This is a genomic window from Bradyrhizobium sp. LTSP885 (assembly GCF_000938305.1).
Classification (GTDB): Bacteria; Pseudomonadota; Alphaproteobacteria; order Rhizobiales; family Xanthobacteraceae; genus Bradyrhizobium.
This window is the reverse complement of sequence record NZ_JYMT01000042.1, coordinates 196,927-208,884: the sequence shown is the minus strand read 5'-3', so window position 1 is coordinate 208,884 and position 11,958 is coordinate 196,927. Positions and strand designations below refer to the sequence as shown.

The window sequence follows — 11,958 nt, the reverse complement described above, 5'->3', positions numbered from 1 at the left end:
GGATGGAATTGGCCGTCCCCGCATTTGGAGGACACGGACTATGAAGTTTTCGTCACTCTTCGTTGCGAGTCGAGCTATCGCTGTCTTGTCGATCCCACTGCTGCTGTGCGGCCTGAGCGGCACGGCAATGTCGCAAACCGGCGACGCCACCACCACGCTTCCCGACGTCACGGTCGACGCGCCGAGCCACGTCGCGAGGCCGCACAAGCCGATCCAGCACAGCATTGTCCGCAGCAGCGTACTCCATAGGACGTCGCCAAGCGCATCGACGCTGACGCCGATGGAGAAGCTTGCAAGGCTTCCAAATATGATCACCGGCAGCTGCGTCGATGGTTGCGTATCAAGCCTGCCGTCCGGCAACAAGCCCTGGGTCGGATGCAACTGGTCTTCTATCAGTTATTCGACGACGTGCCGCAACGTCGGCCACTACAAGACCTACAACGAATGCAAGACGGCCGGACTGGCTCTCGGCTTGAGAGATCTTGAAACGATTGGGTACTGCACCAGTCTGGCGTTCAAGTCGTAAGGACGACGTCAGCAGTCGAGCGAGCAGATTTGCGCGGGCGCCGACAACCAACAACGGATCGGGCTCGCTCGGCGCCTTACGATCTGGCGTAAGCCGGGATCAACTGATCTCCAGTCCGGCCAACACATCTCTGATCCTCCGCTGCGCGTCCGGAGGCAGTGGCAAGATCGGACGCGGCGGCTCGGCCGCACAGATTCCGCTGAGATTGGCGATCGCGTAGACGACCCGCAGGCTCGAGAAGGTCTTCAGCAATTGCCAGACCGGTTGCAGACGTGCGTCGAGCTCTTGCGCCCTGGCAGTATTGCCACTCGCTACGGCTCGAACGATGTCGAGGCAGATTTTCGGAAAGACTCCTCCGAGAACGCTGTACCAGGTCTCGGCGCCTGCCAGCAGCGCTGCCGTGCAATTCCAGTCGGCGCTGTAACCCAGCGGGAAGCCGTTGGGGACGGCGGCCCGCAACTCCGCGATATGGCCGGGCAAGGCAGCGGCGTCCAGCGCGGGGCTTTTCACCGCGACAATGCCCTCCACACGGCTCAAACGGCCGATCAGCGCCGGCGTAAAGCGAAAATGCGTCGTCCCGGGATTGTCGTAGATGCAAATCGGCAACCCGCTCTCGTGCGCGACGGTCCGGAAGTGCTCGAACACCTCGTCATCGGTCAGAGGCGTATAGGACACCGGCGCCAGCAACCCCGCCGCCGCGCCGGCATCGCGCGCGTCCTGCGCTAGTCTCACCGCGTCGTCGGTGCGCAGCGCGCCGACGCCGACCAGCATCGGCGTCCGACCATCCGCGACGCTGACGGCCGCCTGCACCGCTCGCCGCCGCTCCTCGCGGCTGAAATATGGATATGACCCGGTGCTGCCGAGCAGCCCGATCGAATCCACTCTTGCCGCGATCAAGGGCTCCAGCAACGCGCGCAGGGCTCCAGCATCGATCCGCCCGTCGGGGTCCGAGGGCGTGATCGGGAACGCAGAAAGCCCCTTGAAATCGACCATGGCATTGTCCTCTTCGTGACGTCAAACAGCAGCAGACGGCGAGAGCACCCATCTCGCCGCAGCCCCATCAATCCCCTCACCTGCCATGCTTGCAAGGTCCAGTCTGCTGCGGAGTTGGAGCAAAGTGGTCCAGTGCTCCTGACCCGTGGCTACTCCAGCATCGTCGTGAGCTGCGCGCCCTCGTCGGCCACGAACACGGCGATCAGCTCCGCCGGCTCGGTGTTGCTTGCATTGGCCGAGACGACGTGGGTCGAGCCCGGCGCCTCGAAGAAGGATTGGCCGACCGTGAAGGTCTCGACCGGCCCGCCGCCGAGCTGGGAGCGGATCTCGCCCCTGGTGATGTAGGCCGTCACAGAACCGGCGTGGCGATGCGGCGGGGTAAATCCGCCGGGTCCGTAGGTCACGCGGACCACGGTGACGCGCTTGCCCGCCACATTCGGCAATGCGTGCGAGGTGATGATTTCGACCTTGTTGAGCGCAGATCCCTCCGCGGCGGCGCACAGCGGCACGATGGCCGAGGTGATCGCATCCATCGTAACAGGCAGGGCCTTGCCGATCGCCATGGCGCACGCCAGCCCCGCAACGATTGCGAGCGAAACCGGCCGTGGCGGCCGGATCAATGGAAGGGACGGTGTCGTAGCCATCGACGTCATCGGTTGTTCTCCCTTGTGGTTGTTGTTTTAGATCCGCTTCCTTGAATCAAGACGCGGCTGCGTTCGCCGCCTGCTTCCGCGCCGGCGGCGTCCAGCGATAGGCCGCGCCGAACCGGTTCCAGACGTTGATCGATGCGACCGCCGAGGTGAGGTAGGTCAATTCCTGTTCGGAGAACTCCGCGGTCGCCTCTGCATAGACCTCGTCGCTGACGCCGTTCGGCAACATCGTCAACGCTTCAGTCCAGGCAAGCGCCGCGCGCTCGCGGCCTGAGAATTGCGGTGCCTCGCACCACACCACGACGAGGTTGAGCTTGTCCGTGGCAATGCCGAGGCTCTCGCCCTGCAGGATGTGAAACTGCACGCAGAACGCACAGCCGTTGATCTGCGAGGCGCGCAGCTTGACGAGCTCGAGCAGTTGCTTGTCGAGGCCGGCCTTCGCCGCGAACTGCCCGAGCGCACGCACGGCGGCGAACGCGTCGGGCGCGAGCTTCTCGAAATCGGCGTATTCCTTGCGAGCGTGTGACATTGGCTTGACCTCATGTTATCAGAGTCCTGATATCTTATAAGAGCACTGATATGATCAGCAAGACTGCAAAATCGGCGAAGGCAAGATCAGGCGGCATGGCCGAAATGCGAAAACGCGGAAAATCCGGCGCCGCCGGAAAACGGCCCGCGAAGAGCCGGACCGGGAAAAAGCCGGCGGCGTTCCGAAAAGCGCCAGCGGGCGATGGCGCCCTCGCGCTGTCAGTCCCGCCGCCGCCCGGCCAGGGCAAGCGCGGCGAGCAGGGTTACCTCGGCTACCTGCTCCGCCAGGCCCAGGCCGCGTCGCGGCTGTCGATGGAGCGCGCGCTGGCACGCCTCGGCGTCACCACGCCGCAATTCGTCGTCCTCACCATGCTGAAGGCCTATCCGGGGCTGTCAGGCGCCGATCTGGCGCGGGTTACGATCCTGACCCCGCAAACTGTCGGCGTCATCATCGGCAACCTCGAGCGCGACGGCGCGATCCGCAAGACACCGCACCCGGTCCACGGCCGGGCGCTGCAGTGGACCCTGACCCGCCGTGGAACCGCGCTGCTGGTGAAATGTCGCCGCCACGCCCAGGCGCTGGAACGGCGGCTGGCCGCCAGCCTCACGCCCACGGCTGAACGCGCAATCAGGCGCTGGCTGTCAAAAATTGCCACAGGGTTGCAGGAGACTTAGCCTCCGCGGCATCACGGCTTTTGGTTCACACCATCAGCGCCGCTAGACTGGCCGGATGAAACAGCCTGATTCTCCGAGTTCCCCTGCCCGCCGATCCGTCCTGACGACGGCGCTTGCAGCGGCCGCGATGCTCGCCAATCCGCTCCGCGCGCTGGCGGCCGCGCCTCCGGGCTACGATCAGTGGCGTGACAGTTTTCGCGCTCGCGCAATTGCAAAAGGCATCTCGGACGCGACCTGGAACCGCTGCATGGCGCGGGTCGAGCCCGACATGAGCGTGTTCAAGCAGATGCGCAACCAGCCTGAATTCCACGAGCAGATCTGGCAGTACATCAACCGCCGCGTCTCCGACTGGCGCATCATCCACGGCAAGGAAGCGCTGAGAAAGAACGAGGCGCTGTTCACCCGGATCGAGCGCGATTTCGGCGTCGAGCGCGGCACGCTGCTCGCGCTGTGGGGTGTCGAGTCAGCCTATGGCGATCCGTTGGTGCAGCAGAACCACATGACGCCGGTGTTCCCCTCGCTTGCCGCGCTCGCCTGGAACGAGCCGCGCCGCAAGGCCTATTGGGAGACCGAGCTGATCAACGCCATGAAGATCGTGCAGCGCGGCTGGGGCACGCCGGAGGAGATGAACGGCTCCTGGGCCGGCGCGATGGGGCATTCGCAATGGATGCCGGAGGTCTGGCTCAATGTCGGCTTCGATTATGACGGCGACGGCAAGGTCTCGCCGTTCGGCCGGCCCGACGACGCGCTCGGCTCGACTGCAAAATATTTGCTCAATCGCGGCAAATATCGCCGCGGCGAGCATTGGGGCTACGAGGTCCGCGCGCCTGGTGCCGGCTCAAGCGGCAACCGCACGTACGCCGCCTGGGCGAGCGCCGGCGTGACGCGCGCGGACGGTCAGCCCTTCCCGCAGCCGGATGCGAGCGCGCAGCTCTGGATCCCCGTTGCGGGCGGCCCGGCGTTTCTGCTCGGACCGAACTTCAATTCAGTGAAGAGCTACAATCCGTCGATGAACTATGCGCTGGCGATCTGCCATCTTGGCGATCGCTGTCTCGGCGGACCGCCCTTCATCCAGCCGTTCCCGGGATCGGAGCGCATCCTGACGCTGGCCGAAGTGCAGGAGATGCAGACACGGCTCACCAAGGCCGGCTTCGACACCGGCGGAACCGACGGCCGTGTCGGCAACGACACCATGCAGGCGATCAAGGATTACCAGGCCAAAATGAGCCTGCTGCCCGCCGACGGTTACGGTGGATTGAAGGTGCTGGCGCGGTTGCGCCAGGGCGGATAGTTCGGCGGCATTGCGAGCCGACGGATCGCCAAGGATCGCCAAGGGTCAAACAGAAATCTTTTTGACCTACGGTGGCCAACTTCGGAAATTTCGGCTAGTTGAAAGGTGTGGTAATGCAATTGGGACGGCATGTGCGTCCCTTGAAAGGACATGGTCATGAGATGGTCGTCAAGCCTTGTCGTGCCTTCCGCCGTCGCTATGTTGTCAACTGTCGCGCTGTGCGGGCCGGCCGCGTCGCAAACAGACGCCACCGCCCCGCTCCCCTCCATCACGGTCGAAGCGCCGAAGCAGGTGGCAAGGCCGACAAGCAGGCCGGAGCGGGTGGCACACACGGTGGTGTCTCACCGCAGATCGTCGGCCCGCCAGACGTCATCGGTCGACGACGGCACGCCCACGGGTGGATCAGGTCCACCATTGGCCAGAATTGCCGCGCTGGAGAAGGTCGCCAGCAATTGCAACGGTGGTTGCGAGTCAAGCCTTCCACACGGTGGCCTACCTTGGGTTGGGTGTAGCGAGTCGGCTGGAGGGACAACTGGACTTGGACCCTTCTCGATAACGTGCAGAGACAACCTCACCTACAAATCCTACACGGACTGCCTCGAGACCAGAATTTTCTTGGGCGAGTACGCAAATAAAGCCCGCTGGACTTGCAGCAGCCTGCAACTTGCCGGGAAGCTTACATTCGCCGATCTCAAGCGATCAAGATCTCAGCGCTAGAGCGTTTTCGAGCGAAGCCGGCTCAGCCCGGGTGAGCCGAGCGATATCCGGGAAAGCACTCCCGCATGTCGCTTCGCTTACGCAGGCTGCGACGAGTTCAGCGTCGTTGCGGGCCAACAGAGCGCGACAACGATTTGACGTCGGCGGGCTGCATCACGCCTAGAGCGTTTTCGAGCGAAGTGGATACCGGTTCGCGTGAAGAAAACGCGTCAAAACAAGAATCTAGAGCTTCGGTTCTGATTCAATCAGAACCGAAAGTGCTCTAGCGAAATTCTCACTTCATTGGCCAGACCGCCTCGGCAATCGCGGCCTGCGGCGGCGAGATGGTGACGAACTTGCCGCCGACATATTGCAGCAGCACCGGGTCGGCGTCGTTGTTCTGGCCCGTCTCGTCGAACTTGATGCGCCGCCAGGGCATGATGGTCTGCTCCCCCGGAATGTCGGTTGCGGCCAGCGCGTCGCGGATTTTCGGGCCGTCGGTCGATTTGGCGCGGTTGATCGCGTCTGCCAGCACCAGCAGGGCCACGAACTCGCGCGAGGTGAGGTCGTTGAAATCCTTGCCGGACTTCTGCTTGAACATGGCGTTGATGGTGCCGACCATCGGCCGCTTGGTGGCGAGATCGAGCGAGAAGGTGCTGCGCGAGATCAAATTCTCGAGCTTGTCGCCGACCGCGTCATAGAGCGCCTTGTCGGAGAAGCCGCCGTCCTGCGCCACGATCGCATTCGCCCTGTAGCCGAGCTCGGCCATGGTCTTGATCAGGAGAATGCCATCCGTGGTGTAGCTGGACGGCATCAGCACGTCGGCATTGGCTGACTTGAGCTGCTGCACCTCGGCCGAGAGCGAGGGCGTGTTGGAGCGGTACTTGATATCGGCGACGATCCTGTAGCCGCGTTCGGCCGCAAGCTTGGCCTGCGCGTTGCCGGAGTCGGTGCCGAAGATGGTATCCTCGTGGAACAGCGACAGCGTCTCGATCTTGGTGCCCTTCTTCCTCATCGCATCGAAGAAATCGAACATCGCCGCTGAATACATCTCGTCATGCGGTGCCGGACGAAAGAAGTATTTCAAGCCGCGCCGATGCAAATTCGGCGAGGAGTTTTCGGCGGAGACGAACGGAATTTGATAGCGCTCGCAGATCTGGCTGACCGTGACCGCGACCGCGCTCTGATAGGTGCCGATGACTGCGCAGACGTTGTCCTGGGTGATCAGGCGCTCGGCCTCGGCGCGCCCCTTCTGCGGATCGGATTGATGGTCGGCAAAGATCATCCGCAGCTTGGCGCCACCAAGTCCCGGCAGACCGACGCCCTTCGCCAGCGGCAAGTCGAAATCGTAGTCGTTGTTGATGATCTCGGCCGCGGTTTCGAACGCCCTTTGCGCGTCGACACCGGTCTGGGCGTTCGCACCTGACAATGGGTAAGTAAAGCCGATGCGTATCTCGCCATCGTTTTGAGCGGATACCGGCAAAGTGCTGGCGGCGAGCGCTGCGGTGCCGCCCAAAAGAAGCGTTCTGCGATCCATAACGTTCACCTCTCCGAGTTAAACGATCAAGACATGCGTTATTCCATCAAATAGCCCTGCTCGCGGTCCCGCCGCCGCAAGGAAGCCTGCCGCTCGCTCGGCGGGCCGAGGCCGCCGCCGCCAGAGGTCACAAGCCGGATCACATCGCCGTTTCGCAGCGGCATGTTGGATATCTTCGAGGGCAGCGCCTGCGCCTTTCCATCGCGAATAAGATCAAGGTGGCCGACGGCCCCAGGTTCACCGCCATCGAGCCCGAACGGCCGAAAGTGGAAGCGATCCATCTGTCCCGTAAAGGTCGCCGCCTGGCTGTCGATGCGCCAGGCTCGGCGCAGGCCGAGACCACCGCGATGCCGCCCGTCTCCGCCCGTCCCTGGCGCGAGGCCATATTCAACCATGGTGATGGGCATGCTGCTCTCAATCATCTCGATCGGGATCGAGGCGTTGTTGTGCATGCCGAACGAATGCGCGCTGGCGCCGTCGCCATCAGGATGCGCACCGCAGCCCCCGACCTCGATCTCGACCAGCACCTTTCGCGCGCCGCTGGCTTCCATGGTCTGGAACGAACAGACGTAGCTGACGGCATAATAGGCCGCCGGCAGTCGACCGGGGATCGCCTTCGCAAGAGCACCGAACAGAACGTTGAGCAGGACGTGACCAGGTGCAAGCCGATGCGCGACGGGCGCGGGATGCTGCGCCGACACGATCAGGCCCTCGGGCGCGACGATCTCGATCGGACGGTAGCAGCCGGCGTTCGGCACGATCGGGCGGTCAGCTGCGGCGACGATGGCGAAATAGACAGCAGACGATGTCGAACCGAGGGTCGCGTTGATCGGTCCCGGGACCTCGCGGTCCGAGCCGGAGAGATCAACGACCAATGTGTCACCGGTCACGGAAATCCGTGCATGGATGCGCACCGGCCGCGCCACGTCGATGCCATCGTCATCGAGAAAGTCCTCGAATTCGTAAGCGCCGTCGGGGATGGCGCGAATGACGTCACGCATGGCAGCCTCGGAAGCGTCGAGCATCGCCGAACACGACGCGATCAGGGTGTCTGCGCCGTATCGCGCCGTCAGGATCTCGACTGCGCGCACGCCGACGCCGAGCGAGGCGATTTGCGACTGCAGGTCACCCATGACGGCAACCGGCTGGCGCACATTCTGGGCGATCAGTCGCCACAGCACGTCATTGCGCACGCCTCTCGCGAAAAGCTTCGAGGGCGGAATCCGCAATCCTTCCTGATAAATCTCGGTCGCGTTGGCGGCGTAACTGCCGGGCGACATGCCGCCCATGTCAAGATGGTGGCAAAGCGTGCCGACGATCGCGACACGCCTGCCCCCCGAGAAAACGGGGCGGAAGGCCGCAATGTCAGGCAGATGCTGGCCGCCGCAATAGGGATCGTTCGAGATGATGACATCGCCCTCTTCCCAGAGGTCGGCCGGAACGAACCGATCGAGGATCGTCCGCAGAAAATAGCCCATCGAGTTGAGGTGCTGCGGAATGCGTGCCGACTGCGCCACGTTGTTGCCATCAGCGTCGAAGATGGCCGTCGAGTAGTCGAGCATCTCGCGCACGATGGTCGAGCGGCTGGTCCGCCACATCGTGACGTCCATCTCCGCGGCCGCAGCCGTGAGCGCGTTGCGCAACACTTCGAGTTCGATGGGATCGAGCGTCGTCATGCCAACTCCTCGTTGTTGACAGCCACCAGATGACCATCTCGCCCGCGCGCGAGCGACCAGCCCGGTGCAACGTAAACGGCCGTATAGTCTTCCTCGACAATGGCGGGCCCGACAATCTCGAGCGAATCTCTGATCGCGTCGCGTCGCCAAGTGGCTACGTCTTGCCATTGACCGTTGACGTAGACACTGCGGCGACCGGCCGTGGGGCTGTCGGTGTGAGAAGGCTGTTCAGCAGAAATCTGCGGTCGCGCCATTCGTCCAATGGCCGCAAGCCGCAGGGTCACGAGCTCGATCGCATCTTCCGGACTGGCGTAGGAAAACCGTTGCGCGTGCTGGGCGTGGAAACGAAGGCCAATTTCGCCGATGCCGTCATCGTCGAGCGAAATCTCTCCCCAGGGCACGCTGAGCTCGAAGGCCTGACCGCGATAGCGCAGATCGGCAGACAGCTCGAACTGTCGGTCATCAGGCGCAATGCCGTCGGCTTCAAGGCGTGCCGCACCTTCAGCCTTGAGGCTCTCAAAACAAGAACGCACCCATGCGACGGCGCTGCCGTCGAACCGCCGCACACCCGAACGGCCAAAGGCGTGCTCGATATCGGCCATCAGCACGCCGCGCGCAGAGAACGTGCTGGCATCGACCGGAAAGATGATGCGCCGGATGCCAAGCTCGTCCGCCACCGCGCAGGCGTGCACCGATCCTGCGCCGCCGAAGCTCAGCATGGTGAAATCGCGCGGATCGAGCCCTTTCTCGAAGAGACTAACGCGGATCGCCGCGGCGAGATTGGTGTTGGTCAGGCGGAGAATGCCCGCGGCGGCAGCATCCGTATCGAACCCGAGCGGGTCCCCGGCCCGCGCCAGGATGGCGGCGCGGGCCGCATCCCGATCGAGCGCCATGGCGCCGCCGAGGAAGGTGGCGGCATCCAGCCGGCCCAGAGCGAGATTCGCATCGGTTACTGTCGGCTCGGTGCCGCCGCGGCTGTAGCAGACCGGGCCCGGGCGTGCGCCAGCGCTCTCAGGGCCGACCGTCATCTGCCTCGCCGCATTGACTCGTGCGATCGAGCCGCCGCCGGCGCCGATGGTGCGAATCTCGATCATCGGCAGGCGTACGGGCAGCCGGTCGATCTCGCTCAGGGTGACGATCTCGAGCCTATTATCGCGGACCACCGACACATCGAAGCTTGTGCCGCCCATGTCGACGGCAACCAGATTGGGCTCGTCGAATTGGCGCGCGAGCTCGAGCGCGGCCATTGCCCCACCGCTCGGGCCCGATAACAACAGACGGGCCGGCTCGGCAGCGGCGGTGGCCGGCGTACACACCCCGCCGTTCGACTGCACGATCAGGAGATGCGGAGCGAACGCCTCGGCGCGCATGCGTGCGCCAAGGCGTTCGATGTACGCGCGGACAACGGGCTGCAAAAGCGCATTGAGCACGGTCGTGCTGGTCCGCTCATATTCGCGGATTTCCGGGCTGATGACCGACGACAGTGAAATGTCGAGCCTCGGCAGCGCTTTTCGGATGCGATCGGCAAGGCGCTGCTCGTGATCGGAATTGGCGTAGGCGTGGAGTAAGGCGACGGCGACCGTTTCGATGTCGACTGCAGCCAATTGCGTGATGACGGCATCGATGTCGGCCTCGGTCGGCACGCGTTCGGCGGTGCCGTCAAAGCGCATCCGCTCGTGGAAGCCGAAGCGCCTGTTACGCGGGATCAGCGCGGGGACCGGCTGCGGATGGATCGAATAGACCTCGCGACGGTAGTGGCGGCCGATCTCCAGCACATCCTCGAAACCCGCCGTCGTCACCAAAGCCCCCGCCGGCAGCTTGCGCTCGAGCACGGCATTGGTGGCAATCGTGGTGCCGTGCATGAGATAGCCGACATCAGACAAGGTAAAGCCGTAGCGTCGGCCGGCGGTCTTGATGCCCTCGACCAGCGCAATCGACGGATCTTCCGGTGTCGTTGGCAGCTTGTAGGCAACGATCCGGCCGTCGCGCGCATCGAAGATTTGCAGGTCAGTAAACGTGCCGCCGATATCGACCCCGATCCGGACAGGCTTTGTGGAGGCATTCATCGATCGGGATCCAACCGCGTGTGGTAGCAACTGATGCGCGTGTCCGTCTGCATTATCAACTCTGTCGAGGCGCCGCACATGTGAGCTACGCCGAGCGGCGGAGCACGCTTGGGCCTATCGAGTACTCCCTTGCAAATCATATGCCGTGCGCGGCCGCAGGACCCGTGACGGCTCAATCAACCTCGCAGGGGACAATCACTGAGTTGCCCGACGTGGCAAGGCCTCACGTCAAAGAGTGAGAGGGCAAACGAAATGCAACGCTCGGACAAATCATGTCGCGAGAATGTGGGTGTATGACTCACAAGCAGTGCCACATATTCGCCGTCGTCCCTGCGAAAGCAGGGACCCATAGCCACCGAAGATTATTGTTGCACGACGCTGGGGCCACAGCCTTCTTCAACAACACAACCCTGTGGTTATAGGTCCCTGCTTTCGCAGGGACGACGGTTGGGGAGAGCGCTCGCTTGACTCGCAATGACGACCGAATGCGCTCACGCCCTGCGCACTACCCCACCCGCATTCATCCCGCCGTCAATCACGAGCTCCGTCCCCGTCACGTACCGCGACGCATCCGACGCCAGATACAGCACGCCCTGCGCGATCTCGATCGCCTGGCCGGCGCGGCCGAGCGGCGTGGCAAATCTCGCGCGCTCCTCCGGATCAACCGGCGCGTTCTGGCCGGCGCCGGTGGCCCCGGTCGGGATCTTGCCCCAGATCGGCGTGTCGATGATGCCGGGATGCACCGAGTTGACGCGGATGCCGTCGCCGATCTGGGCGCACTCCATCGCGATCGACTTGGCGAACAGCCGGACGCCGCCCTTGGTGGCGCTATAGCCTGCCAGGGTCGCCGCGCCACGGAGGCCGGCGAGCGACGACATCATGATAACAGAGCCACCGCCATGCTTGCGCATCAGCGGCAGGGAATGTTTTACCGACAGAAACACGCCGTCGAGATTGATCGCGGTCTGCCGCCGCCAATCCGCAAGCGACATCTCGACGATCGATGGCGCGCCGATGCCGATGCCGGCGTTCGAGACCATGATATCCAGGCGGCCAAAGCGCTTGCCGACTTCTGCGACGACTTCGATCCAGCGCTCCTCGCTGGTGACGTCCTGCTGCAGGAAGCTGACGTCGCGCCCGGCCGTCTTGAGCCGTGCGGCGAGCTCGGGCCCGTTCAACTCGTCGATATCGGTCGCAACGACACTCGCGCCCTCCTGCGCCAAAAGCTCGACCACCGCTGCGCCAATGCCCGACGCGCCGCCGGTCACCAGCGCGACCTTGCCTTCAACCTGTCCCGACATGTCCACTCCCAATTTTTTC

The 11,958-nt window shown here is 63.7% G+C and carries 10 protein-coding genes; 3 read left to right on the top strand and 7 right to left on the bottom strand.

Annotation, left to right across the window (positions count from 1 at the left end; genetic code table 11):
• The first annotated feature begins 85 nt into the window (after positions 1 to 85).
• Entirely contained in the window at positions 86 to 526 is a 441-nt protein-coding gene (locus UP09_RS29970) for a hypothetical protein (protein WP_245302270.1), read from the top strand.
• Between the two features lie 99 nt (positions 527 to 625).
• Here UP09_RS29970 and UP09_RS29965 read toward each other — a convergent pair whose 3' ends face one another.
• The 3 genes from UP09_RS29965 to UP09_RS29955 all read right to left on the bottom strand — a co-directional run bounded on the left by UP09_RS29965 (position 626) and on the right by UP09_RS29955 (position 2,698).
• On the bottom strand, positions 626 to 1,519 hold the full coding sequence (locus UP09_RS29965; RefSeq protein ID WP_044541957.1) for a dihydrodipicolinate synthase family protein: 894 nt from the start codon (positions 1,517 to 1,519) through the stop codon (positions 626 to 628).
• Between the two features lie 149 nt (positions 1,520 to 1,668).
• Positions 1,669 to 2,172, bottom strand: coding sequence for a cupin domain-containing protein (locus UP09_RS29960; protein WP_044541956.1), 504 nt, complete (start codon positions 2,170 to 2,172; stop codon positions 1,669 to 1,671).
• A gap of 46 nt (positions 2,173 to 2,218) precedes the next feature.
• Positions 2,219 to 2,698 (bottom strand): carboxymuconolactone decarboxylase family protein, encoded by a 480-nt coding sequence (locus UP09_RS29955; RefSeq protein ID WP_044541955.1) that lies wholly within the window; start codon positions 2,696 to 2,698, stop codon positions 2,219 to 2,221.
• A gap of 95 nt (positions 2,699 to 2,793) precedes the next feature.
• On the opposite strand from UP09_RS29955, the gene UP09_RS29950 reads away from it, so the two are divergent.
• Complete coding sequence (locus UP09_RS29950) at positions 2,794 to 3,372, top strand: MarR family winged helix-turn-helix transcriptional regulator (protein ID WP_044542648.1); 579 nt, start codon at positions 2,794 to 2,796, stop codon at positions 3,370 to 3,372.
• Between the two features lie 55 nt (positions 3,373 to 3,427).
• Entirely contained in the window at positions 3,428 to 4,663 is a 1,236-nt protein-coding gene (locus UP09_RS29945) for a lytic murein transglycosylase (protein WP_044541954.1), read from the top strand.
• 991 nt (positions 4,664 to 5,654) lie between these two features.
• Here UP09_RS29945 and UP09_RS29940 read toward each other — a convergent pair.
• The 4 genes from UP09_RS29940 to UP09_RS29925 form a co-directional block, all read right to left on the bottom strand.
• The gene (locus UP09_RS29940; RefSeq protein WP_044541953.1) at positions 5,655 to 6,896 is read right to left on the bottom strand and encodes an ABC transporter substrate-binding protein; all 1,242 of its coding nucleotides are present in this window, start codon (positions 6,894 to 6,896) and stop codon (positions 5,655 to 5,657) included.
• 38 nt (positions 6,897 to 6,934) lie between these two features.
• Positions 6,935 to 8,572 (bottom strand): hydantoinase B/oxoprolinase family protein, encoded by a 1,638-nt coding sequence (locus UP09_RS29935; RefSeq protein WP_044541952.1) that lies wholly within the window; start codon positions 8,570 to 8,572, stop codon positions 6,935 to 6,937.
• Entirely contained in the window at positions 8,569 to 10,716 is a 2,148-nt protein-coding gene (locus UP09_RS29930) for a hydantoinase/oxoprolinase family protein (protein WP_197082763.1), read from the bottom strand. Before UP09_RS29930 ends, UP09_RS29935 begins: the two co-directional genes overlap by 4 nt.
• A gap of 413 nt (positions 10,717 to 11,129) precedes the next feature.
• Entirely contained in the window at positions 11,130 to 11,939 is an 810-nt protein-coding gene (locus UP09_RS29925) for a glucose 1-dehydrogenase (protein ID WP_044541950.1), read from the bottom strand.
• Positions 11,940 to 11,958: the final 19 nt, after the last annotated feature.

Bases quoted from the DNA above. Each gene is read 5' to 3' on its own strand.
- UP09_RS29945 (WP_044541954.1), top strand. From the start codon at position 3,428: ATGAAACAGCCTGATTCTCCGAGTTCCCCTGCCCGCCGATCCGTCCTG.
- UP09_RS29925 (WP_044541950.1), bottom strand. From the start codon at position 11,939: ATGTCGGGACAGGTTGAAGGCAAGGTCGCGCTGGTGACCGGCGGCGCG.
- UP09_RS29950 (WP_044542648.1), top strand. From the start codon at position 2,794: ATGGCCGAAATGCGAAAACGCGGAAAATCCGGCGCCGCCGGAAAACGG.
- UP09_RS29935 (WP_044541952.1), bottom strand. From the start codon at position 8,572: ATGACGACGCTCGATCCCATCGAACTCGAAGTGTTGCGCAACGCGCTC.
- UP09_RS29965 (WP_044541957.1), bottom strand. From the start codon at position 1,519: ATGGTCGATTTCAAGGGGCTTTCTGCGTTCCCGATCACGCCCTCGGAC.
- UP09_RS29960 (WP_044541956.1), bottom strand. From the start codon at position 2,172: ATGACGTCGATGGCTACGACACCGTCCCTTCCATTGATCCGGCCGCCA.
- UP09_RS29955 (WP_044541955.1), bottom strand. From the start codon at position 2,698: ATGTCACACGCTCGCAAGGAATACGCCGATTTCGAGAAGCTCGCGCCC.
- UP09_RS29940 (WP_044541953.1), bottom strand. From the start codon at position 6,896: ATGGATCGCAGAACGCTTCTTTTGGGCGGCACCGCAGCGCTCGCCGCC.